Here is a 26,810-nt window from a genome sequence, read left to right as displayed (position 1 = left end):
AGCCCGCACCGGCGACAGCGACGGTGTGCGCGCCGCGATCGGGGGCGGCGCGCGCGTCGGCGGTCGCGCGGAGGAGTCGCGTACCCCGCTCCCCGCTGCTCCGGGACGTCGGGAGCGCCCGATGAGCGCCCGCCGTGCCGTGGCCTCCCTCGTGCTGGCGGCGGCGCTCGCCGGGTGCGCGGCGGGCACGACGGACGGGGCGGCGGACCCGGCGACGGGAACCGCCGGTACGCCGAAGAGGACCGCCGCGAGCTCGACGGAGGCGCCCGGTGCCTCCGGGCCGACGGCGTCCGCCACCGTGGCCCCAGGAGAGCCGCCGGACGGCCCCCTCCTCGTCACCGACTTCGGCAGTGACACGGTCACGTTCCTGACGCCCGGGACCGACGGGTTCGCCGAGGAGTCCGTCGAGGCCGGCACCGCCCCGTACGGCCTCGCAGTCGGCAAGGACGGACGTGCCTGGGTGGCGACCGCGGAAGGCGTCGCGGTCGTCGACACGGCCACCCGGACCCGGCTCGCCCTCATCCCGTACGAGACGGATACCGGACCGGTCACGACCGGTGAGTACCGGGGCGGCGGCATGGGCATCGCGATGGCCCCCGACGGCGAACACGTCTACGTCGGCGTCAACGTCCCCGGCGGCAACGGAACCCTGGAGGTCATCGACACCGCGACCCGCGAGGTCACCGGCACCGTCCCCGTCGGCCGCCGCCCCTTCGACGTGGACGTCTCGGCCGACGGCCGCGAGGTGTACGCCACCGGCCACGACTCCTTCGACGTCACGGCGGTCCGCGCGGACACCCTGAAGAGCCGGCGCATGGAGGTCGCCCCGTACGGCACCGATGGCGGCCTCGCCTCCTGGCTCAAGCCGCACTACGCCGTCGTACGCCCCGGCGACGGCAAGCTGCTCCTGCCCTTCGAGGGCGAGCGGCTCGCCGTTCTCGACCCGCGCACCGGGAAGGTCGCGATCGAGGGCATGACCGCCGGCACCCATCAGCACGGCGCGGCCCTCACCCCTGACGGCACCCTTCTCGTCGTCGGCACCGGCCCGATCGCCTCCGACGACCGGGCCGCATCCCTCACCGTCCGCGCGCCGGACGGCAAGGAGCGCGTCGTCCCCCTGGACGGGCCGCACGAGGACGTGGCGGTGTCCGAGGACGGCCGGACGGCGTACGTCACCGGGGGGTTCACGCGTGACGGCTACTGGAACGGAATCACCGTCGTCGACCTCACGGGCGACCGTGAGCCGGTCAGGATCCGTGGCGGCGAGCGCCCCCTCGGCATCGCCGTGCTCTGACCACTGGCCGCGGAGCCCGTGCGGGGACCGCGCGGACGCGCGCGACCCGACATTCCGCACATAGGATCATGGGTGTGGATCAGCGAACTCCGATACGGCGCACGGCGCCCGCGGCGGCCATGCTGGTCGTGCTGATCACCCTCGCCACCGCGTGTACCGCCGTCACCGCCGTCACCGCCGGGGTGGAGGGCAAGCCCGGTGCGGCCGGGCTGCGCGACCCCTACTTCCCGAGGCTCGGCAACGGCGGTTACGACGTCACGCACTACGGCCTCGACCTGGACGTGGACGTCCGCCCCGGCCGGGACGATCTGCGCGGCACCGCGACGATCACCGCCCGCGCCACCCAGGACCTCAGCTCCTTCAACCTCGACCTGACCGGCCTGGACGTCAGGAGCGCGAGCGTCGAGGGCCGCCCGGCAGCCGTGAACCGCGCGGGCAGTGAAGTGACCCTGCGCCCTGACGCCGCCGTCGAGGACCGGCTGCGCACGGGCCGGACGTTCCGCACGGTTGTGCGGTACTCCGGCGCCCCCGAGACCGTCATCGACCGGGACCGGTCGAAGGAGGGCTGGCTGAAGACCGCGGACGGGTCACTCGCCCTCGGCCAGCCGACCGGGTCCATGGCATGGTTCCCGGGCAACCACCACCCGAGCGACAAGGCGGCGTACGACATCGCCGTCACCGTCCCGAAGGGCCTGACGGCCGTCTCCAACGGCGAACCGGTGTCCCGCCGGACGGCCGGCGACCGCACCGTCTTCCGCTGGCGCACCGCCGAGCCGATGGCGAGCTACCTGGCGACGGTCGCCATCGGCCGCTACACGACGAAGAGCTCGAAGACCCCCGAGGGCGTTCAGGTGTTCACCGCCGTGGACCCGGAGGTGGCGCGGGGGAGTGCCTCGGCCCTGGCCCGTATCCCCGAGGTGATGAAGTGGGCGGCCGGCAGGTTCGGGCCGTACCCCTTCTCCTCCACCGGCGCGATCATCGAACGCGTGGGGGACGCCGGGTACGCGCTGGAGACCCAGAACAGACCGGTCTTCCCCGGCCCTCCCGCCACCGGGCTCCTCGTCCACGAGCTGGCCCACCAGTGGTTCGGGGATTCGGTCACGCCCGAGACCTGGCAGGACATGTGGCTCAACGAGGGCTTCGCCACGTACGCGGAGTGGCTCTGGGCCGAGGACATGGAGGACACCCCGACCCGGGTGAGCTTCGACGCGGCCTTCCAGGCCGACGTCAACTGGGACTTTCCGCCCGCGGATCCGCCGAGCGCCGCGGATCTCTCCGGTCCTCCGGTGTACGGCCGCGGGGCCATGGTGCTCGAAAAGCTCCGGCAGGCGGTGGACGACGACAAGGAGTTCTTCGCCCTGCTCAAGGGCTGGGCGCGGGCGCACCGGCACGCGAACGCGTCGACGGACGACTTCACCGCCTACGCCGAGGAGCGGACGGGGCGGGACCTGAGCGGTTTGTGGAAGGTCTGGCTGTACGGCGACGGGCGCCCGGACGACCCGGACGCCCCGGTCACGCGCTGACCCTCCACCTTCACGCCGTGGTGCTCATCGCGCCCCGAGAGGCTTGCGCAGGACCGCGCACGGGCGGTTCTTCCGCAGGTCGGGGCGGTGGGCGATGACCTCGTAGCCGAGGGCCGTCCAGAACGCGAGCGCCTTCGGGTTGTTCTCCAGGACCGCGAGCCGCACCCCGTCCCGCCCCGCCGCCCGGAAGCGGTCCTCGACGCGTTCCGCCAGTTCCTTCCCGTGTCCGGACCGGTGCTGACCGGCGTCGACCATCAGCAGTCCGATCCACGGATCCGGGTCGGCCGGGTCGGGGTGGTGCGCGAGGGTGATCGCGATGCCCACCAGACGGCCTCGCGAGCGGGCGAGGAGCACTTCGGCGTCCGGGTGGGCCAGTTCCTCGGCGAGCGCCACGGCGACCTGGGCGGGCCGGATGTCGTCCGGGTCCGGGAAGTCCCCGCTGAGCTGCTGGAACGCCCGGTTCGACGCGTACAGCGCGGTGAGTTCGGTGAGCAGCGGGCCGGGGATGTCGTGGTCGGCCGGCACCAGCGGTTCGATGATCATGTGGGCACCCTAGGGCTGTCCCGTAACCCCTGGCGGGCGCACGACGACAGCTACGGCACCTCGCCGCGTTGTCGGAACGCCCGAATACATCCAGTATGCGGACGTCCCTCCGCCTTGCGATGCACCGCATCTGACGCCGCGCGCTGATCCACCAGGAGTTACGGGACAGCCCTTAAGGGCCGACGCGCGGGAGCCCCCGGCCGACAGGACGCGGCCGGGGGCTCCCGGAGCACTGGGGCGGTACCCGGCGGCGGTCTACCGCCGGGGGCGCCCGGGCGCGGAGATCAGAGGTTGACGCCGAAGTCCTGCGCGATGCCGCGCAGACCCGATGCGTAACCCTGGCCGACAGCGCGGAACTTCCACTCGGCACCGTTGCGGTAGAGCTCGCCGAAGACCATGGCGGTCTCGGTGGCGGCGTCCTCGCTCAGGTCGTAGCGCGCGAGCTCCGTGCCACCGGCCTGGTTGATGATGCGGATGAACGCGTTACGGACCTGGCCGAAGTTCTGGCTGCGGTTCTCGGCGTCGTAGATCGAGACCGGGAAGACGATCTTGTCGATGTCGGCCGGCAGACCCGCCAGGTTGACGTTGATCTGCTCGTCGTCGCCCTCGCCCTGGCCGGTGACGTTGTCACCGGTGTGGACGATGGTCTGGTCCGGCGTCGCCTTGTTGTTGAAGAAGACGAAGTGGCCGTCGGAGAAGACCTTGCCGGCGGTGTTGACCGCGATCGCCGAGGCGTCGAGGTCGAAGTCGGTACCGGTGGTGGTGCGGACGTCCCAGCCGAGGCCGACCGTGACGGCGGTAAGGCCCGGTGCCTCCTTGGTGAGCGAGACGTTGCCGCCCTTGGACAGGCTTACTGCCATGGGAAGTCCCTTTCCTCGTCGTGTACGGGCATTCGTGCCATCACGAAAGCTACCGTCACCCGTCATAACGCAGGCAACAGACCACGAGGTTCCTGTTCCCTTTACTTTCTTTGCCGAACTTCTGGCCCAATCCGGACAGCGGGTACGGCAAAAGAAGGTGACGAACAGGCTGTGGGACAGGGAACATGGGTGTCATGTCCGGGCCCTATGTCATCCGCGGTGCGGTCTCCCTGCCGGAGGCCGAGCTCATGTGGCGTTTCTCGCGGTCCTCCGGGCCCGGCGGGCAGCACGTCAACACCAGCGACTCGCAGGCGGAACTCCGCTTCGACCTCGCGGCGACCGAGTCGCTCCCCCAGGTCTGGAAGGCGCGCGCGCTGGAGCGGCTGGCGGCCAAGCTGGTCAACGGTGTGGTGGTCGTACGGGCGTCCGAGCACCGGTCGCAGTGGCGCAACCGGGAAACGGCGGCCGTCCGGCTCGCCGCACTCCTCGCGGAGGCCACGGCGCCGCCGCCCAAGGCGCGCGTGAAGCGCCGGATTCCACGCGGGATCAACGAGCGCCGGCTGCGGGAGAAGAAGCAGCGCGGCGACACGAAGCGCGGACGCTCCGGCCGCGACTGGTGACGGCCGCGACCGGTGACAGGCCCGACCGGTGTCAGACCCGGCGGATGACGGCCCCGGGGGGTGACGCCTGCGACGGGTTACGCCGGTGACCTGTGGCCGGTGACGCCTGCGGCCTGTGACGTGACCGGGCGGGTGACCGCCCCACCGCCGGCCCCTTCTCAGCCCAGCTGCCGGTAGCGCCCCTTGAAGTACGTCAGCGGCTCTCCGTCCGTGGTCGGCAGGTCCGCCGTCAGCACCCGCCCGATCACCAGCGTGTGGTCACCCGCCAGGACCCGCTGCTCCGTCCGGCACTCCAGCGTCGCGAGCGCTCCGCCGATCAGCGGGGCGTGCGTCACCTCGCCCCGTATGTAGGGGAGGTCCGCGAACAGCAGCCGGTCGCTGATCCGGCCCTTCATGGCGAACCGGCTCGCGACCTGGCGCTGGCTCTCCGCGAGGACCGAGACCGCCCACAGGGGCTGCTCGGCCAGCAGGTCGTCCATCCGGGAGTCGTTGCGCAGGCTGACCAGGACCAGGGGCGGGTCCAGGGACACCGACATGAAGGCGGTCGCCGTCATGCCGACGTCCTCGCCGCGGCCGTGCTCGTCGAGCGGTGGCTCCTGGGCGGTGACCAGCACGACTCCCGCGGCCAGGCGGGCGAGGGCGGCGCGGAACTCGTCGTTGCTCACCCCCTCAGCATGGGGGATGGCTTCGGGGCGCGGGGTGGAGGGCTTCGTCTGCAACACACCCGGCACGCTAGTCGCGTGCCGCTCCGGGCCGCATCGGGCCAGGGGACCAGCCAGGTCCTAGGACCCGGGAAGCAGATGACGGACCGGACTCTCCGGGGAGGAAGGAACGCCACGGCCCGCAACCGGCTGCAACGTACGGATTTGCGTTCAAGAAAACGACGAAGGCACCAGGAAGCGCTTCAGCTCCCCTTCACCACCTGTTGTGACTTGGCTCACAGAGCGCAATATTTGTTGACCCTGAGTACCGAGTGCACAGCTCACTGTGATTCAGTGACCGTGACACTGCAACAAGTACGTCGATATGAAACCTGGAGTTGCTGTCGAGGTCTCGGGGAGTGCGAGCAATGGAGGCCGAGTCGGAACCCTACGTCCGCCTTGCGACCATGCGGCAGCTGCACCAGGCCGTCGCTGATCTCAACACGGCACGGAGTCTGGCGGACACCCTGCAGACCGTGGCCGACGGAATCGTCTCCGGCCTCGGTTACGAACTGGGCTGCGTCAACCTCGTGCGGCCCGACGGGGACCTCGTCGTCGCCGCCTTCGCGGGCAACTCCGCGGCCGAGGCGCTCATCACCGGACGGGTCGGTTCCCGCGAGTCCTGGGAGCGCCGCCTGTCCATGGGCGAGGCATGGGACGAACTCCGTTTCATACCCCACACCGAGGGCTGGGTCCTCCTGGAGGACGACGTGCCCCAGTGGCACACCGACGGTCCCGAGCCTCGCTTCGAGGACGAGTGGCACCCCCTGGACCGCCTCTACGCCCCGATGTACGCCTCGGGCGGCGGGCTCGACCTGCTCGGCGTGATATCCGTCGACCGGCCGCGCAACATGCGCAGGCCCGGCGCATGGGGGCGCGAAGCGCTCCAGATGTACGCCTCCCAGGCGGCGATTGCGATCAGTAACGCTCGCCTCCGAGCAAATATGCAGCGGGCCCTCGTCCGGCTCGAACGCGAACAGCAGGCGCTGCGGGCCAGCGAGGAGTCCTTCCGCCAGGCCTTCGAGTACGCGCCCAGCGGTATGGCCATCGCCGAGATGGGCGGCGACCAGCACGGCAGGCTCCTGCGCACCAACGACGCCCTGTGCCGTCTCCTGGGCCGCCCCGCCTCCGTCCTTCGCCGCTACTCCTTCGCCGACCTCGTCCACCCCGAGGACATCGGCACCCTGCTCCGTACGTCGGCCGAGGGCGGCCGGGCCGAGCTGCGGCTCGGGCGCAGGGACGGCACGTACCTCTGGGTCTCGCTGCGCAACTCCGTCGTCGCGGACACCGCCGACGGCCCGCGCTTCCTCCTCACCCACGTCGAGGACATAGAGGAGCGCAAGCGTCATGAGCTGCACCTCGCCCACCGCGCCTCGCACGACGCGCTCACCGGCCTGCCCAACAGCGCCGAGCTGAAGACCAGGCTCGGCGCGCGTCTGTGTGAGAGGCCCCACTCCGTCGCCTCCACCGCGATCGAGGCGCTCGACGCGGCGTACGGCGATGCGGAGGCATCCCGGGCGCACGGCTACCAGGCCGACGGCTACGACGCCGACCCGGTGCCGGGCGGCGGCCCGTACGACCACCATGTGCACACGGCGGCTCCGGACACCGAGCACGACGACGGGTCGAAGGGCCTCGCGGTGCTGTTCTGCGACCTCGACGGCTTCAAGTCCATCAACGACCGTTTCGGACATCACACCGGGGACGCCGTCCTCATCGAGGTGGCCAGGCGGCTCACCACCTGTGTGCGGGACGGAGACACGGTCGCGCGGCTCGGAGGTGACGAATTCGTCGTCCTCGCGGACGGCCTCGGGGCCGCGGACGCGGCCGACCTGGCCGTACGCTTGCGGAATGCCATCATTCCGCCCATCCGGGTGGATGGCAGGGCGGTCAGGGTAGGTGCGAGTTTCGGCATCGGCTGGGCCGAGTGCGGCATGACGGCCGAAGAGGTCCTGCGCTCCGCCGACCAGCGGATGTACGTCGAAAAGCGCTCCCGGTCGAAGGTTCACCGCAGAGCCGGCTGAGGTTTACGGCACGGCCATCCCCTTACCCCGCCCCGGTTTCCGATGCCGTCCATGAGTGGAAGCGGCAATGAGAGGCGTGCTCCGTTCGGGGTAGGCTCGGCCGGTCGGCGACGGCTGGCGACATGGTGAGGAGTGACCCAGGGATGACGGCCGGAAACAACGGTTCGAGCAAGCCCGAGGACGACGATCCGTTCGGCTACCTGTACGAGGACGGACAGGCGGCGGGTGCCCAGGCGCCCGGCCAGGGAGGCTACGGCTACCCCGGCCCGGCCGCGCAGCCCGGCGTGCCCAGAACCTCGTACAACCAGGTGCGGACCGTCGGCGAGCGCCAGTACGGGCAGCAGGTTCCGCAGCAGCCCTACCGTCAGCCGCAGGCACCGTACGGCCAGCCGCACCCGCAGTACGCGGCTCCCGACAGCTACGCCGGCTCGCCCCAGGGCGGCCTGCAGCAGGGCGGCCGGGGCGGCGGCTCCGGCAGGGGCGGCCCCAACACCAAGGCGCTGCTGATCGCGGCGGTCGCCGTGGTCGCGGTCGTGGTCGTCGGCATCGGCGCCGCGCTCATGTCGAACGATGACGACCCGGGCAAGACGAAGGACCAGGCCGGTACGTCGGCCGGTCCCGGCACCGAGGTCGAGGAGTCCCCGAAGCCCCGGGAGACCGAGAAGAAGCAGGAGGAGCCCGCCGAGCTCCCGGAGCAGGACGCGGCCGCGCTGTCTCTCGGTGGCACGGCGGCTCTGGAGAACACGGTCAAGGGCGCCAAGAGTGCGAACGGCCAATACATCAGCCTCAACGAGGTCGGCCGTTCGGCGACCTGGACGGTCGAGGTGCCGGAGGCCGGGGAGTACACGCTGCACGTGACGTACGGCGTGCCCGGCAAGGACGCCAAGACGACCCTCACGGTCAACGGCGAGGCTCCCCGCTCCATCAACATGAAGAACTTCGCGCGCGCCGCGGAGGGTGATCTGGAGAAGGGGTGGACGAACACGTACGCCTACGTCAACCTCACCAAGGGCACGAACACGCTGAAGCTCTCGTGCGAGACGGGCGACCAGTGCGACGCCAATCTCGACCAGCTCTCGCTGACGGCGGGCCAGACCAGCTAGCCCGTCCGGCCCGCAGGGGCCACCGTCTCCGTCCCGGTCTTCGCCCCGCGCGAGCCGGGACGAGGTGTTTCGAGGGACGTTCGCCGTGTGCTCCGCGGTGTCAGGCCGCGTGCCGCTCCACGCCGACGCGCGTCAGCAGATCCTCGTACGCGGCGCTGTCGAACTCACCGGCGGCCGGCGCCAGTACCGTCGCCGTCGACAGGGCCACGGCCCGGGTCAGCCGGTCCGGCCAGCTCAGGCCCTCGGCGACGCCGGAGATCAGGCCGGCCACCGCGGAGTCGCCCGCGCCCGTCGGATTGCCCCGCACGGCCGCGGGGGGTGCGGCGCGCCAGACGCCGTCCGGGGTGGCGGCGAGCATCCCGTCCGGGCCCAGGGACGCGACCACACTGTGCGCGCCGCGACGGCGGGCGTCGTGGGCGGCGCGCACGGGCTCGCGGGCCCCGGTGAGCTGAGCCAGTTCGTCGACGTTGGGCTTGACGATGTCGGGGCGGGCGGCGATGCCCCGGCGCAGGGGTTCCCCGCTGGTGTCCAGGAGTACGGGGACCCGGGCGGTACGGGCGGCGCGGACCAGCTCCGCGTAGGCGCCGACGTGGATGCCTGGCGGAAGGCTGCCGCAGAGGGCGACCGCGTCCGCTCCGGCGAGGAGGTTCTCGTACGTCCGCAGGAAGCCGGCCCACTCCGCGGCGGATATGTGCGGGCCCGGTTCGTTCAGCTGTGTGGTGTCACCGGTGGCGGCGTCGGCGACGGCGATGGTGCGGCGGGTGTTCCCTGCCACGGAGACGAGTGCGTCGCGCGGCGGGAGCGCGGCGAGCAGGTCGCGCAGGACGGCTCCGGTCGGGCCGCCGGCGAAGCCGGTGACCACGGTGTCGTGGCCCAGCGTGGCGAGCACCCGGGCGACGTTGAGGCCCTTGCCGCCGGGGCGCTCGGCGACTTCGGTGACCCGGTGGCTGGTGTGCGGAACGAGGGCCGGGACGGTGTACGTAAGATCGAGCGCGGTGTTGAGCGTGACGGTCAGAATCACCTGCGCCGGTCTCCGGTCCGTTGTGGCGCGCCGTAGTACGCGCTTGCTCCGTGGCGGGCTCCCGCCGCGACGATCATGCCAAAGAGACGGCGGCCGGCCCAGGTCTCCGGGTCAACCGCCGTCTCTTCGTTACGTCCTGGGGCCGTCGCCCGACACGCTGTCAGGCGAGGCGGGGCTCGATGATCCACTCGCCCTTGCGCATGACGCCCTTGAGGACGAAGTCCTCGTCGAGGACCACGAGGTCCGCGTCCTTGCCCGGCTCCAGGGAGCCGACCCTGTCGTACACCCCCAGCAGTCGCGCGGGGTTGGCGGAGATGGACTGCACGACGTCACCGACGGGAATCCGGTCGACGGTCACCGACCGGCGGAACGCGGTGTCCAGCGTGAGCGTGGAGCCGGCGATCGAATCGCCCTCGACCAGACGGGCGACGCCGTCCTTCACCTCGACCGCGAGCGGGCCGAGCTGGTAGCGGCCGTCGCCGAACCCGGCCGCGTCCATCGCGTCGGTGATCAGCGCGACGCGGGCGGCGCCCGCGTGGTGGTAGGCCAGCTCCAGGGCGGCGGGGTGCAGGTGCGTGCCGTCGTTGATCAGCTCGACGGTGACCCGCTCGTCCTCCAGGAGGGCCGCGATCGGGCCCGGGGCGCGGTGGCCGAGTCCCGGCATGGCGTTGAAGAGGTGCGTGGCGACGGTGGCGCCCGCGTCGATCGCCTCGACGGTCTGCTCGTACGTCGCGTCGGTGTGCCCGATCGCCGCGATCACCCCGTGCTCGGCGAGCAGCCGTACGGACTCGATGCCGCCGGGCAGCTCGGTGGCGAGGGTGAACATCTTCGCCGTGCCGTGCGCCGCGTCCATCAGCTTGCGGACCTCGGCCGGGTCCGGGTCGCGCAGCAGGCCCTCGCTGTGGGCGCCCTTGCGGCACGGGGAGATGAACGGGCCCTCGAAGTGGATGCCCGCGAGGTCGCCCTGCTGGACCAGCTCGGAGAGGACGCCGGCCCGCTGGGCGAGGAAGTCCATCTCGCCGGTGACGGTGGAGGCCACCAGAGTGGTGGTGCCGTGCTCGCGGTGGGTACGGACCCCGGTCAGGACCTCGTCCACGGTGCCGGAGGTGAAGGACGCGCCGCCGCCGCCGTGGTTGTGCATGTCGACGAAGCCGGGCACGACCCAGTAGCCGGTCAGATCGAGGGTCCGGGCGTCCTCCGTCGCACTGCCCGCGATCCTGCCGCCCTCGACGATCACCCGGCCGTTCTCGACCGTCCCGGTCGGCAGCACCACCCGGGCACCTGCGAGAACTGTGCTGTCTGCGCGTCCGGCCATCAGGCGGATACCTCCGTGGAGAGAAGATCCCAGGCGAGCAGCCCTGCGCCCAGGCATCCGGCGGTGTCCCCGAGGGCCGCCGGAACGATGTCGGGCAGCTTCTGGAACGTGACGCGTTCCTGGACAGCCGCACGCAGTGGTGTGAACAAGGTTTCCCCCGCCTCGGCCAGACCGCCACCGATGATGAGCGTGCGGGGGTCGAGGAGCGTGAGGGCGGTGACGAGTCCGGCGGCGAGCGCGTCGACCGCTTCCTGCCATACGCGTACGGCGGCCGGGTCTCCGGATTCGACGGCCTTCGCGCAGTCCGCGGCGTCCGCGGAGGGGTCCCCGCAGGCCGCGGCCCAGGCGCGGGTCACCGCGGAGGCGGAGGCCAGGGTCTCCAGGCAGCCTCGCTGGCCGCAGCCGCAGTCGGGGCCGTCGGGCCGCACGACGATATGGCCGATCTCGCCCGCGTAACCGTGGGCGCCCTCCTCGATGGAACCCGCGATGCCGATGGCGCCGGCGATCCCGGTGCCCAGCGGTACGAAGAGGAAGCGGTCGGCGTCCTTGCCCGCGCCGATCCGGCCCTCGGCGAGGCCGCCGGTCCTGACGTCGTGGCCGAGCGCGACGGGTACGCCGCCCAGGCGCTCGCCGAGCAGCGCGCGCATGGGTACGTCGCGCCAGCCGAGGTTGGCGGCGTACACGGCGATGCCGTTCCTGGCGTCGACGATGCCGGGAACGGCGACGCCCGCAGCGACCGCGCTGGTGCCGAAGTGCTCCTCGCCGTAGGCGCGCAGTTCGGCGGCGAAGGCGAGGATCGTCTCCACGACGGCTTCGGGACCGCGTTCCCTGGCGGTGGCCCGCCGTGCCGCGTGGAGGAGGGTGCCGTCGGCCCCGACCAGTGCAGCCTTCATTCCTGTGCCGCCCACATCGAGCGCGATGACATGTCTCACGGGAGACAGTTTCGCCCGTCCGGATGAAAAGGTCTAGTCCACTATCGAGGTTTGTTGAGGCTCCATACAAAACCGGCGCCGACCATACGTTGCCGAAGCGAGACTGCTGTGGTGTAGACCTCTTGATGATCGTGGGGGAAAATCCCCTTTCGGTGGGGGCCATGTAAGCGAAGTATTCGACGAGGATGGGCGAGGCCGTGCAGCGGCGCTTTTTGGGTGTGACCGCGGCGGTGGCCGCGCTTGGTTTGACGGCAACGTTGTCGGGCTGTGGCGCCGAGGGTGGTGACTCCGGTGACGTCACCCTGAAGTTCGTGGCGGCCGACTACGGCACCAGCGCGGCGAACACGTCCGAGACCTACTGGACCGACCTCGCCCGGAAGTTCGAGGCCGCTCACCCCGGCATCAAGGTCGACGTCCACGTGTACGCGTGGAAGGACGTCGACCGCGAGGTCTCCGAGATGGTGGAGCAGAACAAGGCCCCGGACATCGCCCAGATCGGCGCGTACGCCGACTACGCGAAGAAGGACAAGCTCTACACGGTCGACGAGATGCTCGCGATCCGCACACAGGCCAACTTCCTGCCCTCGCTGAGCGACGCGGGCAAGGTCAACGGCGAGCAGTACGGACTGCCGTTCATCGCGAGCACCCGGCTGCTCTTCTACAACAAGAAGCTCTTCAGCGCCGCCGGCCTCGAAGCACCCAAGACCTGGGCCGACATCCAGAGCGGCGCCGCCCGGCTCAAGGAGCGCGGCGTCCGCTACCCCTTCGCCCTGCCCCTGGGGCCGGAGGAGTCCCAGGCCGAGACCCTGATGTGGCTGCTCAGCGGCGGCGGTGGCTACACGGACGACGTCGGCTCGTACGACATCGACTCCCCGCAGAACATCGCCACGCTCACCTGGCTGCGGGACAACCTCGTCGGCAAGGGGCTCACCGGACCCGTCGCCCCGGGCGAGCTGGACCGGGCCAAGGCGTTCGAGGCGTTCACCCGCGGCCAGGTGGGGATGCTCAACGGGCACCCGACGCTGATGGAGGACGCCGAGAAGGAGGGCGTCGAGGTCGGCATGGTGCCGCTGCCCGGCGTCGACGGGCCGACCAGGGGCTCGATGGGCGTGGCCGACTGGATGATGGGCTTCAAGCAGAACGAGCACCGCGAGGAGATCGGCAAGTTCTTCGACTTCGCGTACAACGACGAGAACGTTCTCGCGTTCGCGGACGAGTACGACATGCTGCCCGTCACGGACAGCGCCTCCGCGGCGATGGAGGCGGACGAGCGGCACAAGCCGCTGCGCGAGTTCCTGGCCGCGCTGCCGAACTCGCAGTTCTACCCGTTCGCCAAGACGTCCTGGGCACAGGCCAGCGAGGCGATCAAGGCGAGCATCGGTACGGCGGTGGAGCCGGACGGCAGCCCGGAGCTCGTGCTCGGCCAGATAGCGAAGAAGGCGTCGCGGGCGGAGCAGGCGGAGTAGGCGGGGCCGGCCGGGCGGGCGGAGCGGATGGAGCAGCGGTTGACGCGGTTGTCCGTGCGGCCGATTAGGTTGTTCATATGACCGAAGACCCCCCACTCTCCGACCGGGACCGAGCCCTGCTCGCCCTGGAGCGGCGCTCGTGGCCGGGGCCGGGGGCGAAGGAGCGGGCGATCCGCGAGGAGCTCGGGATGTCGCCGGTCCGCTACTACCAGCTCCTCAACGCGCTGATCGACGACGTGCGGGCCCTGGAGGCGGACCCGGTGACGGTGAACCGCCTGCGAGCGGTCCGAGCCGCCCGCCGGGATCGCCGCTGACCCTCCCGGGCCACCGCCCGAACCGGGCCGTCCACCGCCGGGCGGACCGGCTGCGCCCCGCCCGGCCGTCCGCGTTTCAGGACACGGGGGTTCGCGGCCGGGCCCCGGGAGAAGGCGCGTCCCTATAGGGTCGGACCCATGGGCAGTCACCCCGATCACCTGCCGACCCCGACCACCCCGGCCGGCCGCGAGGGCCTCGCGGCCATCCTCGCCCGGCCCGACCGGGCCGTGGTCGCCCTCGACTTCGACGGCACGCTCGCCGACATCGTCCCCGACCCGGAACAGGCGCGCGCCCACCCCGGCGCCGTCCCCGCGCTCGCCGCGCTCGCGCCGCGTGTGGCGTCCGTCGCCGTGATCACCGGTCGTCCGGCCGGTGTCGCCGTGCGGTACGGCGGATTCGCCGGTGTGCCCGGACTGGATCACCTCGTCGTGCTCGGCCATTACGGCGCCGAGCGCTGGGACGCGGTGTCCGGCACCGTGCACGCCCCTGCCCCGCACCCCGGTGTCGCCGCCGTCCGGGCCGAACTGCCCGGTGTGCTGCACGAGTTGGGTGCCTGGCATGGCAGCTGGGTGGAGGAGAAGGGACAGGCCGTCGCCGTACACACCCGCCGGGCCGACGACCCGCAGGCCGTCTTCGAGTCCCTGCGCGGCCCCCTCGGCCGGCTCGCGGCCGAGCACGGGCTGATCGTCGAACCGGGCCGCCTCGTACTGGAGTTGCGCCCGCCCGGCATGGACAAGGGCGTCGCGCTCGCCGAGTACGTACGCGAGACGGACGCCGAGTCCGTGCTGTACGCAGGCGACGACCTCGGCGACCTCGCCGCGTACGCGGCGGTGGAGAAGCTCCGCACCGAGGGCCCCGACGGCATCCCCGGCCTGCTGATCTGCAGCGGCCGCGCGGAAGTGCCCGAACTCGCCGAACGGGCCGACCTGTCGGTGCCGGGACCCGCCGACGTCGTCGCGTTCCTGTCAGCCCTGGCGCAGCGCCTCTAGCTGGTCCAGGAACCACTGCTGCGGCGGCAGCGCCGTAGCCGCCGCGGCCAGTGCCTTCGTGCGGTCCGCCCGCTCGCCGTGCGGCATCGACAGCGCCTGGTGCAGCGCCTCCGCCGTGGCCGACACGTCGTACGGGTTCACCACGATCGAGGCGTCACCCAGCTCCTCGTACGCCCCGGCCTCGCGCGACAGCACCAGTGCGCAGCCGTCGTCGGAGACCACGGGGACCTCCTTGGCGACCAGGTTCATCCCGTCGCGGATCGGGTTGACCAGGGCCACGTCGGCCAGCCGGTACGCCGCCAGGGAGCGTGCGAAGTCGTCCTTCACGTGCAGGATCACCGGGGTCCAGCCAGGCGTCCCGTACTGCGCGTTGATCTCGTCGGCCAGCGTCTGCACCGCCGCCGTGTACTCCCGGTAGACCGCGAGGTCCTGCCGCGAGGGGTAGGCGAACGCGATGTGGGCGACCCGCTCGCGCCACTCCGGGTGCTCCTCAAGCAGGGCCCGGTAGGCGAGCAGCCCGCGCACGATGTTCTTCGAGAGCTCCGTGCGGTCCACCCGCACGATCGTCCGGCGGTCCGGACCCACCTGTTCCCGCAGGGCCGCCATCCGCTCGTCCACGTCCGCCTCGCGCGAGCGCCGGCGCAGGAAGTCCGCGTCCGCCCCCAGCCCGTGCACCCCGATCCGGGTGTGCCCGGTGCCGCCGATGATCTCCGTGCAGCAGCCGATGAACGCGTCGGCCCAGCGGCGGGTGAGGAACGCCGCCCGGTCCGCGCCGAGAATGCCCCGAAGCAGTTGCTCGCCGATGTCGTCGGGCAGCAGGCGGAAGTAGTCGACGGGCGCCCACGGGGTGTGCGAGAAGTGGCCGATCCGCAGATCGGCGCGGAGCTCCCGCAGCATCCCGGGCACCAGCGCCAGGTGGTAGTCCTGCACCAGGACCGCCGCTCCCTCGCCCGCCTCCTCGGCGAGCGCCTCGGCGAAGGCCCGGTTGTAGGCCTCGTACGCGGCCCACCGGCGCCGGAACTCCGCGTCGAACGCGGGCTCCAGCGGCGTCTGGTACAGCATGTGGTGGACGAACCAGAGCACCGAGTTCGCGATGCCGTTGTACGCGTCGGCGTGGAGATCCGCGTCGATGTCGAGCATCCGGACGCCCTCTTCGGCGATGCCCCGCCGGACCGCCTCGCGGTCGCCGTCGCTCAGGGCCGCGCACACCCACAGCTTGTCGTCGACGGCGCTGAGCCCGGAGACCAGGCCGCCTCCGCCCCGTTTCGATGTGAGCGAGCCGTCCTCGCCCTGTGTGTACGACACGGGGCCGCGGTTGGACGCGACGAGAACCTGGGCAGCGTGCTCGGAGACCATGTACCGGAACCTAGCCCGTTCCGGAAGCCTCCAAACGTGAGTACGGCACCCGGCCGGACGGGCCCGGGTTCGGTCCGTCAGCCGTGATCGCGCTCCCGGCCCCGCCCGCGCGAGGCCGCGCGGGCGACCGCCCCGGCCCCGGTCAGAGCGAGCCCGAGGCCACCGAGCAGCCACAGCCGCTCACCGGTGCCACCGGTCTCGGCCAGGGTGGCGTGCGCGGGGCGCGGCACCTGCGGGGCGTGTACGGCGGCCGTGGCCGGGCCGCCCGCGAGGGGGCCGAGCACGGCCCCGGCGAGCAGGACGGGCAGGACAGCGGCGTGTGCGGGCAGCCGGCGCAGGGCGGCCCTCGGTCGAGGAGAAGCCATAAAAGTGAATGTAGGGAACTTTTATGACTAATCCTGTTACGCCGCGCGGCGAGCCAGATACTCCTCGATCTCACGCATCGGGGGCCGCTCCTCCGTATCGACCGCGTGGGTGCACGGCACGAAGCCGTTCTCACCCCGCTCGAACTGGGTGAGCTCCGGCCGCACGAGGTGACCCCGGGAGAGCCGGAGCTGCGCGGTGCGGTAGATGGTCGCCGCCATCCTTCCGAGGGCCTGGCTGTCCTGGTTGCGGTGTTTGCGCACGCCGACGTCGACCTGCGCCAGCGCGTCCAGACCCACCATGTGCAGCGAGTCGATGAGCAGACCCAGCTCCACCCCGTAACCGACGGGGAAGGGCAGCTGCTCCAGCAGGGAGCGCCGTACGGCGTACTCGCCGCCGAGCGGCTGGACGAAGCCGGCCAGCTGCGGCCAGTGCAGGTTCAGCAGCGGCCTTGCGACCAGTTCAGTGACACGGCCGCCCTGACCGGCGGTGTTGCCCAGCGGCCGGTCGTACATCGCCTTCACGAACTGCACCGAGGGATCGGTGAGCAGCGGCCCGACGGTCCCGGACACGAAGTCCGGGGAGAAGTCCTTCAGGTCGGCGTCGACGAAGCAGACGATCTCACCGCTCGTGACCAGCAGTGACCGCCACAGGACCTCGCCCTTGCCGTGCAGGGCGGGTATTCGCGGGAGGATCGCGTCCCGGTGCACCACCCGGGCACCCGCCTCCGCGGCGACCCGCGCGGTCGAGTCGGTCGATCCGGAGTCGATGACCACCAGCTCGTCGACCAGCGGCACGCGCTCCATGAGCTCACGCCGGATGATCGTCACGATGTCGCCGACCGTCGCCTCTTCGTTGAGGGCCGGCAGGACGACGCTGATGCTGCAGCGGCGTGGGTCCCGGGTCCTGGCGGCCGCGAGACGATCCAGCGGACGATCGGCGGCCGACCAGGAACGCCTGGTCAGCCAACGTTCCACCTCTTCGATCACGGTCGAATCTCCCTGCGTGTGATCCATCTCGCGGTTCGGACGACTCACTCAACCGTCCGAGGCTTCGGTTACAGTCTTGAACAACGCGGACGACCCTCGCATCTCGGGGGTCCGCCCGCGACAAACGCCTGGATCGGTGATCCAGTGCCATAGCGCTCATCCAGAGGGACTGAGGGAACGGCCCGTTGAAGTCCCGGCAACCCCCCCATCGACCGCGAGGTCACGATGGGGAAGGTGCCAAATCCGTCTTGTGGCGAAATTCGCCATGAGGAAGATGAGGAGAAAGGGCCTCCGCCAGCATGGCTGTGCAGACTGAAACGAAGAACACCCCCTCCACTGTGGATCTCGGTCCCGCCGCGGCGCTTTCCTGCCGCGAGTGCGGCGAGCGCTTCGAGCTCGGTCCCCTTTTCGCCTGCGCGTCCTGTTTCGGGCCGCTCGAAGTGGCGTACGACCTGCCGAGCGGCTCCCCCGACGAGCTGAAGAAGCGCATCGAGGCCGGACCCGACAACATCTGGCGCTACGCGCCGCTGCTGCCGGTCCCCGCCGATGTCGCGGACAAGCCCAACCTCAATCCCGGTTTCACCAAGCTGGTCAAGGCCGACAACCTCGCCCGTGAACTGGGCGTCACCGGCGGTCTGTTCGTCAAGGACGACTCCGGGAACCCGACCCACTCCTTCAAGGACCGGGTCGTCGCGATCGCCGTCGAGGCCGCCCGCGCCTTCGGCTTCACCACGCTCTCCTGCTCCTCCACCGGCAACCTCGCCGGCGCCGTGGGTGCCGCCGCCGCCCGCGCCGGCCTCCGCTCCTGCGTGTTCATCCCGCACGACCTGGAGCAGGGCAAGGTCGTCATGGCCGCGGTGTACGGCGGTGAACTGGTCGGCATCGAGGGCAACTACGACGACGTCAACCGCTTCTGCTCCGAGCTCATCGGCGACCCGCTCGGCGAGGGCTGGGGCTTCGTCAACGTCAATCTGCGTCCGTACTACGGCGAGGGCTCCAAGACCCTCGCGTACGAGATCTGCGAGCAGCTCGGCTGGCAGCTGCCCGACCAGCTCGTGATCCCGATCGCCTCGGGCTCGCAGCTCACGAAGATCGACAAGGGCCTCCAGGAGCTCATCAAGCTCGGGCTGGTCGAGGACAAGCCGTACAAGATCTTCGGCGCCCAGGCCGAGGGCTGCTCCCCGGTGTCGGTGGCCTTCAAGGCCGGTCACGACGTGGTGCGCCCGCAGAAGCCGAACACGATCGCCAAGTCCCTGGCGATCGGGAACCCGGCCGACGGCCCGTACGTCCTGGACATCGCCCGCCGCACGGGTGGGGCCGTGGAGGACGTGAACGACGAGCAGATCGTCGACGCGATCAAGCTGCTCGCGCAGACGGAGGGCATCTTCGCGGAGACCGCGGGCGGAGTCACGGTCGGCGTGACGAAGAAGCTGATCGAGGCGGGTCTGCTCGACCCGACGCTGACCACCGTCGTCCTGAACACGGGTGACGGCCTCAAGACGCTCGACGCGGTGGCCGAGACCTCGCAGGCGACCGCGACGATCCGGCCGAGCCTGGACGCGTTCCGCGCCGCCGGCCTCGCCACCAGCTGATCACCCGAGACCGAAGGAAGGCACCCACCATGAGCGTCAAGGTCCGCATCCCCACCATCCTCCGCACCTACACGGGCGGCCAGGCCGAGGTCCAGGCCGAGGGCACGGTCCTCTCCGAGGTGATCGACTCCCTGGAGAAGAACCACCCGGGCATCGCCGCCCGCGTCCTGGACGACCAGGGCAAGCTGCGACGCTTCGTGAACGTGTACGTCAACGACGACGACGTGCGCTTCGAGGGCGGCCTGGACGCGGCCACCCCGGACGGTGCCGGCGTCTCGATCATCCCGGCCGTCGCCGGAGGCTGAGCGCGGGCCGGCGCGCCCTTGCGCCGGCTTCCCGGAGTTATCCCTGTTGCCCCCTCCGCGAGAGAAGCGGAGGGGGCAATTCTGCATGGTTAGACGCGGTAGAGTTGGGAAGTCCCCTCCGCTGCCTGTGCCGCCCGCATATGAGAATGCGCCCGGTCACGATGAGAAGCAGCCAAAGTACGTGCACCCCTTATGGCATAAGTGGCCTTTGTCGGGCCCGACTTGCCCAGGAATCTCATAAATTCCCCATAAAGGGGCGATCGGCCATGCCCAGAATTCTCGTCCGATTGACCTGTTGCAGAGGGCAGTTGGGCAGATACATTCGGCCGCGGTCGACGCGTTCCGGCGCACACACCCTCTCCTGTCGGAGGGTGAGTTCTGACCCGGGCCCGCGAAGTGCGGTCCTGTGCAAGGGCCAGTAATAGGGGAGTTAGGCATGGCTCAGGGCACCGTCAAGTGGTTCAACGCGGAGAAGGGGTACGGCTTCATCGCGGTCGACGGTGGTGCGGATGTTTTCGTCCACTACAGCGCGATCCAGATGGACGGGTACCGCACCCTCGAAGAGGGTCAGCGAGTTGAATTCGAGATCTCGCAGGGCCAGAAGGGGCCGCAGGCGGACATGGTCAAGCTCGCCGTCGGCTGAGTTCGGCGCAGTCGGCCAACGACACTACTCACGCGCGTAGGGCCCGTACCCCCAGGGGTGCGGGCCCTCCGTGCGTCCCGGGGCGCACGGGGACCCCTCGTACGTCCATGGGCTCCGGCTCCGTCCAGGGGTTCGGACGCCCTTCGTGTGTCCCCATGCGGCCCCCTTCTTTGTCCACATCCCGAGGGGGACGCTTGCACTCGCAGGGGTCGAGTGCTAATCATTGGCGTTAGCACTCTCCAGGTGAGAGTGACAGAAACTTGGACCGGGCCGGTGAGGCCCGCAGGTTGTGCGGGGCAAGGAACCGCACAGCCGCTGGCCGTCCGTCGCGGGCGCCTCTCGGTCCGGAGAATCCACCCCTGTCCGGGAGGACCACTTCACATGGCCAAGATCATCGCGTTCGACGAGGAGGCACGGCGCGGTCTCGAGCGCGGGATGAACCAGCTCGCCGACGCCGTCAAGGTCACCCTCGGCCCCAAGGGCCGTAACGTCGTCCTCGAGAAGAAGTGGGGCGCGCCCACGATCACCAACGATGGTGTTTCCATCGCCAAGGAGATCGAGCTCGAGGACCCGTACGAGAAGATCGGTGCGGAGCTGGTCAAGGAGGTCGCCAAGAAGACGGACGACGTCGCCGGCGACGGTACGACCACCGCCACCGTTCTCGCCCAGGCTCTCGTCCGCGAGGGTCTGCGCAACGTCGCCGCGGGTGCCAACCCGATGGCTCTGAAGCGTGGCATCGAGAAGGCCGTCGAGGCCGTCTCCGCCGCTCTTCTGGAGCAGGCGAAGGACGTGGAGACCAAGGAGCAGATCGCTTCGACCGCCTCCATCTCCGCTGCTGACACCGAGATCGGCGCCAAGATCGCCGAGGCTATGGACAAGGTCGGCAAGGAAGGCGTCATCACCGTCGAGGAGTCCCAGACCTTCGGTCTGGAGCTGGAACTCACCGAGGGTATGCGCTTCGACAAGGGCTACATCTCGGCGTACTTCGCGACCGACATGGAGCGTATGGAGACGTCGTTCGACGACCCGTACATCCTCATCGTCAACTCCAAGATCAGCAACGTGAAGGACCTCCTTCCGCTGCTCGAGAAGGTCATGCAGTCGGGTAAGCCGCTGCTGATCATCGCGGAGGACGTCGAGGGCGAGGCCCTGTCGACCCTGGTCGTCAACAAGATCCGTGGCACCTTCAAGTCCGTCGCCGTCAAGGCTCCGGGCTTCGGTGACCGCCGCAAGGCCATGCTCGGCGACATCGCCATCCTCACCGGTGGCACCGTCATCTCCGAGGAGGTCGGTCTCAAGCTGGAGAACGCCGGCCTGGACCTGCTCGGCAGCGCCCGCAAGGTCGTCATCACCAAGGACGAGACCACGATCGTCGACGGTGCGGGCGAGAGCGACCAGGTTCAGGGTCGCGTCAAGCAGATCCGTGCCGAGATCGAGAACTCCGACTCGGACTACGACCGCGAGAAGCTCCAGGAGCGCCTCGCGAAGCTGGCCGGCGGCGTGGCCGTCATCAAGGCCGGCGCCGCGACCGAGGTCGAGCTCAAGGAGCGCAAGCACCGCATCGAGGACGCGGTGCGCAACGCCAAGGCCGCTGTCGAGGAGGGCATCGTCGCCGGTGGTGGCGTGGCTCTGCTCCAGGCCACGGCCGTCTTCGAGAAGCTCGACCTGACCGGTGACGAGGCCACGGGCGCCAACGCCGTGAAGCTCGCGCTGGAGGCCCCGCTCAAGCAGATCGCCGTCAACGGTGGTCTTGAGGGTGGAGTCGTCGTCGAGAAGGTGCGCAACCTGCCGATCGGTCACGGCCTCAACGCCGCGACGGGTGAGTACGTCGACATGATCGCCGAGGGCATCATCGACCCGGCGAAGGTCACGCGCTCCGCTCTGCAGAACGCCGCGTCCATCGCCGCGCTCTTCCTCACCACCGAGGCTGTCATCGCCGACAAGCCCGAGAAGGCCGGCGCTGCTGCCCCGGGCGGTATGCCGGGCGGCGACATGGACTTCTGATCCCTCCCGGATCAGTGGTGCAGTCGTAGTCGTAAGTGAACGTTGCCGACCCCGGCCCCTGGGATTCGTCCCGGAGGCCGGGGTCGTCCGCGTGCTGCCCTCCCGTCAGGGCGCCTCGGCGCGTGCGGTGAGGAGCAGAGGGATCGTCAGGACCGGCAGGAACCAGACCAGGACGATGAGGCGTTGACCGGCCAGCATGTCGAGGTTGGGGTGTCCTGCCTGGTTGAGTACACCGCCCGCGGCCGTGGCGGCGGCGATCAGGCCGAGGTACGTGGGGCGCCGGAGCGTGGCGGCGGCGGCGAGGGCCAGGGTGATCAGGAGTAACGGTTCCTTGAGCTGGTGGTCCGCCCAGGCCGACCAGAAGATCCGTTCCTCCGCGAGGAACCTGGGCCAGGGCGCGGGCACGTCGGGGCGCTGGTAGTGGTGGGTCAGGAGGTCCTGGGCGCTGTCGTACCCGGAGGGCCAGCCCAGCACGTACGTGGTCAGTTGTATGGCGACCGCGAGGCTGCCGCAGAGGACGAACAGCCCCAGGGCGGGCTGCGGCGAGCGGTCGCGGTGCTTCCGGTACAGGGCGAGCCCGCCGAAGGCCGTGGCGAGGGCGACGGCCAGCAGGAGTGCCTGGGAGTAGCGCGCAAGGAAGGCGACGAAGAGGCCGCCGGTGACGAGGACGGTCCCCGCCGTCCGGTGCTCACCGTTGAGGGTCAAGGTGCAGCCGAGTGCCACCGCCGCCGTGCAGGCCAGCGTCAGCCCGTCGGCCATGGGCAGCATCGCGATGGCGCCGGTGGGCAGCGTCAGATAGAGGATCTGCCCGCACAGGGCGGCCACCCGGTTGGCACCGGCGGCGCGCAGCGTGGCCAGGACGAAGAGGCTGCCGGCGAGGGCGACGGCCACTCCGGCCAGCCAGACGCCCAGGACCAGCCCGAACACGGCGATGAACGGCACGAGCAGCAGCGGGTATCCGGGCCGTGCCTCGTAGATCGCCATGAAACGGGAGTTGAAGAACGGGCCCGTCATGCCCGAGGTGTTGCCGTGCCGCTTCCAGAACTCGGTCGAGGCCGTCAGCTTGCGCACGCATCTGCGTACCGAGGGGCTGTCGGCCTCGTCGGCGCACGTGTAGTCGATCGCCTGAGCGGTCGCCGAGGTCCGGCTCTCGCCGCCGAGCCGGAGGGCGTAGGAGAGGTAGTTCTTCGAGTCGGGGGAATCCCGCCCGGTCAGCGACGTCAGCTGGAACCCGACGAAGGTGGCCATGACGAGCACCGCGCAGAGGATTCCGGCACGGGACCTGGTGAAGCGGCGGCGCATGGGCGTCCTCTGAACGGGAGCATTCGTCGACACGGCCAACGACAGAAGCGGGGGCAGGTTTTGGCCGGGCGTCCTTGCCCGCTGCCCGATGACACGTCGGCGTTCGTGACCAAGTCGTGTGAGCGGGCGCCCTCCGCTCCCCCGTGCCGTCGCGGAGCGTGGAGGCCGGAGGCCCGGCGGACCGTACGCACGCCGGGACCCGGGGCGCGTTCCTCATGGGGAGACGGGCGGGCGGGGAGCCGTCGCACCTGGTCAGGGCTTTGGCGGCGGCCCATTCGGTCTAGCGTGCCGAGCCGTTCGGCGCCGCCGATCCTAGGGTCGGTTCGAAGGCCATCCGTCCAAGGAGGCTCCACATGAACTGTCGTACCGCCGTGGCGGGCATAGCCCTGGCTGTCTCTTCCGTCGTTCCTCTCTCCGGCGTCGCGTTCGCGCAGGACTGCCAGGACTTCGCCTTCCAGGAAGACGCGCAGGCCGAGTTCAACAGGGACCCGAGCGATCCGAACGACCTCGACGAGGATGCCGGCCCCGACGACGGCATCGCCTGCGAGTGGCTTCCCAGTCGAGGCGTGACGAGCAGCACGTCTTTGCCCCGGCCCGTGAGCCCCACCCCCACCCCGCAGCCTCCGAGCCCTACCGCCACGGCTCAGCCGGTGAGCCCCACCCCTACCGCCGGGTCGGCGAGCCCCACCGCGATTCCGTCGCGTGGCTCCGAGGGCGGTCTCGGTGGCGCGTCGGGTCCGACCGCCCGTGAAGCCGGTGTCGGCCTGGCCCTCGTGGTCGGCGCGTCGGCAGGTGCGGTCGGCTACACGGTCGTCCGGCGTCGTCGGCGTGCCTGAGGGGCTCCGGGTCCCACGAGCGGTCAGCCGGCGGGTGTGGGCGGGGTGTCCGGTTCAGCGCCTGACGGACGGCCGCTCGGGGCGTGGGACCAGTGCCGCCCGCACCTGGCTCATGCGGTCGCGGACCTGTCCTGCCTGTACGGCGCCGGGTGGGCCGGCATGGCCGTCGGGCTCGGTGCCCCGGCAGGGGGCGCAGCGGCCGCCGAGGAGTGCTTCCGGGGTGCCCGGGGCGCGGCATTCGCTGCATTCCAGGGCACGCATGACGGTCCGGTGGGCCGGAAGGACCCGCTCGGGAGGCATCTTGTCCCGCAGCCGCCTGCGGACGAGTGATGCGGCGTGGTGGACCGGGGTGGGCAGTCCGGCGGTCAGGGCCTGGAGGACTTCGGCTTCCGTGGCGCCCCGCTCGAACCACTCGCTGACCTGTGGTTCCAGGCTCGCGCAGTCGGCCGAGGAGAGGGTGAGGGTGGGGGCGGCCCTGCCGAGCGAGGCCAGCAGAATGAACGACCGGGACCGGGTGGGCCGTTGCTGTTCCTTCGGTACGTCGCCGTGTGCGAACGCCGCCCACCAGGTGTCGTCCCGTGCGGTACGGGAGAAGAACGTGCGCGTCACCCAGAGCAGGACCTGATCGGTTGCGACGCACTCGCTGCCGCGACGCAGATGCCCCGCTTCCTGGAGCCGGTTGAGCGTGGTCCGTACGGCGCACTGCCCGTACGGGAGTGCCCTGGCGAGGGCCTTCACGGAGATGTCGGAGCCGTCGGGGAGGCGGTCGACGTACGAGGCGATGGACGCGTCACGGGGATGCAGGTGTGCGAAGTCGCGCTCGGAGCGGGGGCGTTCGTGCGGCGCGGTGCGCTTGCCGTAACCCGGGTTGGCCATCGGGTGAGGCGCTGCGGGCACTGATACGTGCGGGGCGAAATGGGCAGCACTAAGCTGGGCGTCAGCCATGAGATCGTCTCCGAGTTCGTTCTTGTGGTCAGACCCCTGTCAGGTGTTCCAGCACCGGCGGGGGTCGTTTTGTTGTCTCCGACGCACGCTAGAGCGCGATGACCATGCGTGGCAAGTCGGTCACGAGAAGTCAACCCCCAACGCAGGGTGGGTGGGTGGGAAGACGGACCCATCCACCCAATCCTTGTTAAGAGCGCTCGGAACTCGGCCCCTGAGCTCCGGGAGGTTCTCTCGGCTTCGTCATAGTGCCTACGTCGAACACTAAGTGACGCTATGTTGCACAGACGCAGGCACATCAGCGATGAAAGGCCCACTGCCATGCCTCGCCTCAACCTCGACCACCTGGCCCTCGCCGCGGCCCGGATCCACACCGCTGATCAGGTCCGTCGTGACCCGGCCGTCGTCAAGGCGGCCAAGCGGTTCGCGGAAGACAGTGCCCAGGCTCTCCGCTCGGGTGCCGCGCTGGCGCGTGAGGCCAAGTCCTCCTGGCGGCGCCACAGCCCGCTGACCAAGGGGGCCGGAACCGATGAATGAGTTCAGCGCGGAGGCGATGGGCCTCGTGATCCGTGAGCACCGCCAGGCCCGGAGACCTGCCATGACCCAGGAAGAGCTGGCCGAGCAGGCCGATTACGGGAAGGGCGGTGCGGTTTCGATCTCCCGGATCGAGCGCGGGCTCGTAAGCCCCGGGCAACACCGTCTGGCCGCCCTCGCCCTGGCGCTCCGGCTGACACCCGGGCAACTTGAGCAGGAGGCGGAGGACCGGACCAGGTCTCTCGCTCGGCAGCGGGGCCAGCGGCCTGTGAAGCTGCGCGACCAGGTCGCGGAGACGAAGAGGCGCCATGCCGAGATCAACGAGAAGGCGGCCCAGCGGTCGAAGATCACCCAGGAGCACGGGGAAGCCTTCAACCGTGTCCATGACGTCGTCCGCGACGAGTTCTTCATGAGGTTCGTGGAACTGGCCAGGAGCGTCAGCGGGGCGCCCGAGCCGGAGAGGCCGAGTGAGGGGGAGACCGGGAGCCCGGGCGAGACCCCCACGGCGATGCGTATCGAGGCCATGTCCGCCGGGATCGCCCACGCGATCCGTGGTGCCGCCGCCGGGGGCGCGGCCGGGGCGGCGGTCGGCGGCGCAGCGGCCTACGGCGCTTTCACCGCCGCCGCGTTGTTCGGGACCGCCTCCACCGGAGCGGCCATTTCGGCGCTGTCCGGGGTCGCCGCGACCAATGCGGCTCTGGCGCTCCTGGGAGGAGGCGCGCTGGCCGCGGGCGGTGCGGGCATGGCGGGGGGAATTCTCCTGCTCACCGGCATGGTCGCCGCCCCGGTGGCAGCCCTGGCGGCCGCCGGCTTCTACGTCGTGAAGCAGCGCCGGAACAAGAAGGAGGAGGCGCGTCTGCGGACCGAGGTCGAGGCCGCGGAGGCGGCTCTGGACCAGTCGCAGAAGGGCTTCGACACCATGGTCGAGGTGCTGCCGCGCGCCACGGCCCTCATGGAGTACGTCGAGGTCCACGGCACCCACGCCCTGGAGAAGTGGTGGGCGGGTCTGCCGCCGGAGCCCCGGCGCTGGGATTCGCTCGGGCACGAGGGGCGGGAGCGGTACAAGGAGTTCCTCACCGTGGCGGGCTGCTTCCTGGCCGTCAGCATGATCAACGTTCCCGCCCTCCTCACGGCGGAGCCCGATGATCTGCGCGAGATGGACAAGGCCATCGACGAGACGCTGCGGTACGCGGACAGGACCATCAAGTCGATCGTCTGAGTTCGCGGAGGCCGGCCGT

At 70.5% G+C, this 26,810-nt stretch carries 26 protein-coding genes and 1 riboswitch; of the genes, 15 read left to right on the top strand and 11 right to left on the bottom strand.

All coding sequences use genetic code 11. The annotated features are described in order from the left end of the window. Positions 1-121: 121 nt before the first annotated feature. Together AB0C82_RS06085 and AB0C82_RS06080 are read left to right on the top strand one after the other, a co-directional pair. Positions 122-1,294 (top strand): hypothetical protein, encoded by a 1,173-nt coding sequence (locus AB0C82_RS06085; protein ID WP_362836695.1) that lies wholly within the window; start codon positions 122-124, stop codon positions 1,292-1,294. A 119-nt stretch (positions 1,295-1,413) separates the two neighbouring features. After that, on the top strand, positions 1,414-2,817 hold the full coding sequence (locus tag AB0C82_RS06080; protein ID WP_362837083.1) for a M1 family metallopeptidase: 1,404 nt from the start codon (positions 1,414-1,416) through the stop codon (positions 2,815-2,817). A gap of 24 nt (positions 2,818-2,841) precedes the next feature. Here the strand turns inward: AB0C82_RS06080 and AB0C82_RS06075 are convergent, their stop codons facing one another. After that, entirely contained in the window at positions 2,842-3,360 is a 519-nt protein-coding gene (locus tag AB0C82_RS06075; RefSeq protein ID WP_362836693.1) for a GNAT family N-acetyltransferase, read from the bottom strand. 284 nt (positions 3,361-3,644) lie between these two features. After that, positions 3,645-4,220, bottom strand: coding sequence for a TerD family protein (locus AB0C82_RS06070; RefSeq protein WP_173314538.1), 576 nt, complete (start codon positions 4,218-4,220; stop codon positions 3,645-3,647). 194 nt (positions 4,221-4,414) lie between these two features. Between AB0C82_RS06070 and arfB the strand changes: the two genes are divergently transcribed. Then, on the top strand, positions 4,415-4,840 hold the full coding sequence (arfB, locus tag AB0C82_RS06065; protein WP_362836691.1) for an alternative ribosome rescue aminoacyl-tRNA hydrolase ArfB: 426 nt from the start codon (positions 4,415-4,417) through the stop codon (positions 4,838-4,840). A 158-nt stretch (positions 4,841-4,998) separates the two neighbouring features. Here the strand turns inward: arfB and AB0C82_RS06060 are convergent, their stop codons facing one another. Further along, positions 4,999-5,505: a flavin reductase family protein gene (locus AB0C82_RS06060; protein WP_362836689.1), complete on the bottom strand. Its 507-nt coding sequence runs from the start codon at positions 5,503-5,505 to the stop codon at positions 4,999-5,001. Positions 5,506-5,909: 404 nt separating this feature from the next. Between AB0C82_RS06060 and cdgB the strand changes: the two genes are divergently transcribed. Both cdgB and AB0C82_RS06050 read left to right on the top strand, forming a co-directional pair. Further along, positions 5,910-7,565, top strand: a complete 1,656-nt coding sequence (gene cdgB, locus AB0C82_RS06055) for a diguanylate cyclase CdgB (protein WP_362836687.1) — start codon at positions 5,910-5,912, stop codon at positions 7,563-7,565. Positions 7,566-7,708: 143 nt separating this feature from the next. After that, positions 7,709-8,668 carry a CBM35 domain-containing protein gene (locus tag AB0C82_RS06050; RefSeq protein ID WP_362836685.1) on the top strand — a complete coding sequence of 320 codons (960 nt, stop codon included), beginning with the start codon at positions 7,709-7,711 and terminating at the stop codon, positions 8,666-8,668. Between the two features lie 100 nt (positions 8,669-8,768). Here the strand turns inward: AB0C82_RS06050 and AB0C82_RS06045 are convergent, their stop codons facing one another. The 3 genes from AB0C82_RS06045 to AB0C82_RS06035 form a co-directional block, all read right to left on the bottom strand. Further along, entirely contained in the window at positions 8,769-9,689 is a 921-nt protein-coding gene (locus AB0C82_RS06045) for a 1-phosphofructokinase family hexose kinase (protein WP_362836683.1), read from the bottom strand. Positions 9,690-9,849: 160 nt separating this feature from the next. Further along, positions 9,850-11,004 (bottom strand): N-acetylglucosamine-6-phosphate deacetylase, encoded by a 1,155-nt coding sequence (nagA, locus tag AB0C82_RS06040; protein WP_362836681.1) that lies wholly within the window; start codon positions 11,002-11,004, stop codon positions 9,850-9,852. After that, a complete protein-coding gene (locus tag AB0C82_RS06035) occupies positions 11,004-11,936 on the bottom strand; it encodes an ROK family protein (RefSeq protein ID WP_362836679.1) in 933 nt (310 codons plus the stop codon). The genes nagA and AB0C82_RS06035 overlap by 1 nt, the downstream gene beginning before the upstream one ends. A gap of 185 nt (positions 11,937-12,121) precedes the next feature. Between AB0C82_RS06035 and AB0C82_RS06030 the strand changes: the two genes are divergently transcribed. The 3 genes from AB0C82_RS06030 to otsB all read left to right on the top strand — a co-directional run bounded on the left by AB0C82_RS06030 (position 12,122) and on the right by otsB (position 14,706). Continuing rightward, positions 12,122-13,402 carry an extracellular solute-binding protein gene (locus tag AB0C82_RS06030; protein ID WP_362836677.1) on the top strand — a complete coding sequence of 427 codons (1,281 nt, stop codon included), beginning with the start codon at positions 12,122-12,124 and terminating at the stop codon, positions 13,400-13,402. Between the two features lie 77 nt (positions 13,403-13,479). Beyond that, entirely contained in the window at positions 13,480-13,716 is a 237-nt protein-coding gene (locus AB0C82_RS06025; RefSeq protein WP_362836675.1) for a DUF3263 domain-containing protein, read from the top strand. Between the two features lie 138 nt (positions 13,717-13,854). Next, positions 13,855-14,706: a trehalose-phosphatase gene (gene otsB / locus AB0C82_RS06020; protein WP_362836674.1), complete on the top strand. Its 852-nt coding sequence runs from the start codon at positions 13,855-13,857 to the stop codon at positions 14,704-14,706. Here the strand turns inward: otsB and AB0C82_RS06015 are convergent. The 3 genes from AB0C82_RS06015 to AB0C82_RS06005 form a co-directional block, all read right to left on the bottom strand. Continuing rightward, positions 14,683-16,062 carry a trehalose-6-phosphate synthase gene (locus AB0C82_RS06015; RefSeq protein WP_362836672.1) on the bottom strand — a complete coding sequence of 460 codons (1,380 nt, stop codon included), beginning with the start codon at positions 16,060-16,062 and terminating at the stop codon, positions 14,683-14,685. The two genes, otsB and AB0C82_RS06015, sit on opposite strands and share 24 nt — an antisense overlap. Before the next feature lie 77 nt (positions 16,063-16,139). Continuing rightward, entirely contained in the window at positions 16,140-16,427 is a 288-nt protein-coding gene (locus tag AB0C82_RS06010) for a hypothetical protein (protein WP_362836670.1), read from the bottom strand. A 36-nt stretch (positions 16,428-16,463) separates the two neighbouring features. Beyond that, a complete protein-coding gene (locus AB0C82_RS06005) occupies positions 16,464-17,414 on the bottom strand; it encodes a glucosyl-3-phosphoglycerate synthase (RefSeq protein ID WP_362836668.1) in 951 nt (316 codons plus the stop codon). A 153-nt stretch (positions 17,415-17,567) separates the two neighbouring features. Next, a riboswitch (SAM riboswitch) is annotated at positions 17,568-17,695 on the top strand. 18 nt (positions 17,696-17,713) lie between these two features. Here AB0C82_RS06005 and thrC point away from each other — a divergent pair. The 4 genes from thrC to groL all read left to right on the top strand — a co-directional run bounded on the left by thrC (position 17,714) and on the right by groL (position 21,958). Next, positions 17,714-19,006 (top strand): threonine synthase, encoded by a 1,293-nt coding sequence (thrC, locus tag AB0C82_RS06000; protein WP_362836666.1) that lies wholly within the window; start codon positions 17,714-17,716, stop codon positions 19,004-19,006. 29 nt (positions 19,007-19,035) lie between these two features. Next, entirely contained in the window at positions 19,036-19,311 is a 276-nt protein-coding gene (locus tag AB0C82_RS05995) for a MoaD/ThiS family protein (RefSeq protein ID WP_362836664.1), read from the top strand. Positions 19,312-19,747: 436 nt separating this feature from the next. Continuing rightward, the gene (locus AB0C82_RS05990; RefSeq protein WP_003967346.1) at positions 19,748-19,954 is read left to right on the top strand and encodes a cold-shock protein; all 207 of its coding nucleotides are present in this window, start codon (positions 19,748-19,750) and stop codon (positions 19,952-19,954) included. A 381-nt stretch (positions 19,955-20,335) separates the two neighbouring features. Beyond that, positions 20,336-21,958: a chaperonin GroEL gene (gene groL / locus AB0C82_RS05985; RefSeq protein WP_328905074.1), complete on the top strand. Its 1,623-nt coding sequence runs from the start codon at positions 20,336-20,338 to the stop codon at positions 21,956-21,958. Between the two features lie 105 nt (positions 21,959-22,063). Here the strand turns inward: groL and AB0C82_RS05980 are convergent, their stop codons facing one another. Further along, positions 22,064-23,260, bottom strand: coding sequence for a hypothetical protein (locus AB0C82_RS05980; protein ID WP_362836662.1), 1,197 nt, complete (start codon positions 23,258-23,260; stop codon positions 22,064-22,066). A gap of 353 nt (positions 23,261-23,613) precedes the next feature. Here AB0C82_RS05980 and AB0C82_RS05975 point away from each other — a divergent pair, with 353 nt between their 5' ends. Continuing rightward, positions 23,614-24,096, top strand: a complete 483-nt coding sequence (locus AB0C82_RS05975; RefSeq protein WP_362836660.1) for an excalibur calcium-binding protein — start codon at positions 23,614-23,616, stop codon at positions 24,094-24,096. A 54-nt stretch (positions 24,097-24,150) separates the two neighbouring features. Here AB0C82_RS05975 and AB0C82_RS05970 read toward each other — a convergent pair whose 3' ends face one another. Then, complete coding sequence (locus tag AB0C82_RS05970; RefSeq protein ID WP_362836658.1) at positions 24,151-24,972, bottom strand: hypothetical protein; 822 nt, start codon at positions 24,970-24,972, stop codon at positions 24,151-24,153. A 387-nt stretch (positions 24,973-25,359) separates the two neighbouring features. Between AB0C82_RS05970 and AB0C82_RS05965 the strand changes: the two genes are divergently transcribed. Then, positions 25,360-25,575 (top strand): hypothetical protein, encoded by a 216-nt coding sequence (locus AB0C82_RS05965; protein WP_362836656.1) that lies wholly within the window; start codon positions 25,360-25,362, stop codon positions 25,573-25,575. Continuing rightward, positions 25,568-26,791: a helix-turn-helix transcriptional regulator gene (locus AB0C82_RS05960; RefSeq protein ID WP_362836654.1), complete on the top strand. Its 1,224-nt coding sequence runs from the start codon at positions 25,568-25,570 to the stop codon at positions 26,789-26,791. Before AB0C82_RS05965 ends, AB0C82_RS05960 begins: the two co-directional genes overlap by 8 nt. Positions 26,792-26,810: the final 19 nt, after the last annotated feature.

Origin of the sequence: Streptomyces sp. NPDC048560 (genome assembly GCF_040650955.1) — a bacterium.
Lineage (GTDB): Bacteria > Actinomycetota > Actinomycetes > Streptomycetales > Streptomycetaceae > Streptomyces.
This window is presented reverse-complemented; position numbering and strand designations above follow the sequence as displayed.

Bases quoted from the DNA above. Each gene is read 5' to 3' on its own strand.
- AB0C82_RS06025 (WP_362836675.1), top strand. From the start codon at position 13,480: ATGACCGAAGACCCCCCACTCTCCGACCGGGACCGAGCCCTGCTCGCC.
- AB0C82_RS05975 (WP_362836660.1), top strand. From the start codon at position 23,614: ATGAACTGTCGTACCGCCGTGGCGGGCATAGCCCTGGCTGTCTCTTCC.
- AB0C82_RS05980 (WP_362836662.1), bottom strand. From the start codon at position 23,260: ATGCGCCGCCGCTTCACCAGGTCCCGTGCCGGAATCCTCTGCGCGGTG.
- cdgB (WP_362836687.1), top strand. From the start codon at position 5,910: ATGGAGGCCGAGTCGGAACCCTACGTCCGCCTTGCGACCATGCGGCAG.
- AB0C82_RS05990 (WP_003967346.1), top strand. From the start codon at position 19,748: ATGGCTCAGGGCACCGTCAAGTGGTTCAACGCGGAGAAGGGGTACGGC.
- otsB (WP_362836674.1), top strand. From the start codon at position 13,855: ATGGGCAGTCACCCCGATCACCTGCCGACCCCGACCACCCCGGCCGGC.
- AB0C82_RS06050 (WP_362836685.1), top strand. From the start codon at position 7,709: ATGACGGCCGGAAACAACGGTTCGAGCAAGCCCGAGGACGACGATCCG.
- AB0C82_RS06015 (WP_362836672.1), bottom strand. From the start codon at position 16,062: ATGGTCTCCGAGCACGCTGCCCAGGTTCTCGTCGCGTCCAACCGCGGC.
- AB0C82_RS05965 (WP_362836656.1), top strand. From the start codon at position 25,360: ATGCCTCGCCTCAACCTCGACCACCTGGCCCTCGCCGCGGCCCGGATC.
- AB0C82_RS06085 (WP_362836695.1), top strand. From the start codon at position 122: ATGAGCGCCCGCCGTGCCGTGGCCTCCCTCGTGCTGGCGGCGGCGCTC.
- AB0C82_RS05970 (WP_362836658.1), bottom strand. From the start codon at position 24,972: ATGGCCAACCCGGGTTACGGCAAGCGCACCGCGCCGCACGAACGCCCC.
- AB0C82_RS06070 (WP_173314538.1), bottom strand. From the start codon at position 4,220: ATGGCAGTAAGCCTGTCCAAGGGCGGCAACGTCTCGCTCACCAAGGAG.
- AB0C82_RS06030 (WP_362836677.1), top strand. From the start codon at position 12,122: ATGGGCGAGGCCGTGCAGCGGCGCTTTTTGGGTGTGACCGCGGCGGTG.
- AB0C82_RS06080 (WP_362837083.1), top strand. From the start codon at position 1,414: ATGCTGGTCGTGCTGATCACCCTCGCCACCGCGTGTACCGCCGTCACC.
- nagA (WP_362836681.1), bottom strand. From the start codon at position 11,004: ATGGCCGGACGCGCAGACAGCACAGTTCTCGCAGGTGCCCGGGTGGTG.
- groL (WP_328905074.1), top strand. From the start codon at position 20,336: ATGGCCAAGATCATCGCGTTCGACGAGGAGGCACGGCGCGGTCTCGAG.
- AB0C82_RS05995 (WP_362836664.1), top strand. From the start codon at position 19,036: ATGAGCGTCAAGGTCCGCATCCCCACCATCCTCCGCACCTACACGGGC.
- AB0C82_RS06010 (WP_362836670.1), bottom strand. From the start codon at position 16,427: ATGGCTTCTCCTCGACCGAGGGCCGCCCTGCGCCGGCTGCCCGCACAC.
- AB0C82_RS06075 (WP_362836693.1), bottom strand. From the start codon at position 3,360: ATGATCATCGAACCGCTGGTGCCGGCCGACCACGACATCCCCGGCCCG.
- arfB (WP_362836691.1), top strand. From the start codon at position 4,415: ATGTCCGGGCCCTATGTCATCCGCGGTGCGGTCTCCCTGCCGGAGGCC.
- AB0C82_RS05960 (WP_362836654.1), top strand. From the start codon at position 25,568: ATGAATGAGTTCAGCGCGGAGGCGATGGGCCTCGTGATCCGTGAGCAC.
- thrC (WP_362836666.1), top strand. From the start codon at position 17,714: ATGGCTGTGCAGACTGAAACGAAGAACACCCCCTCCACTGTGGATCTC.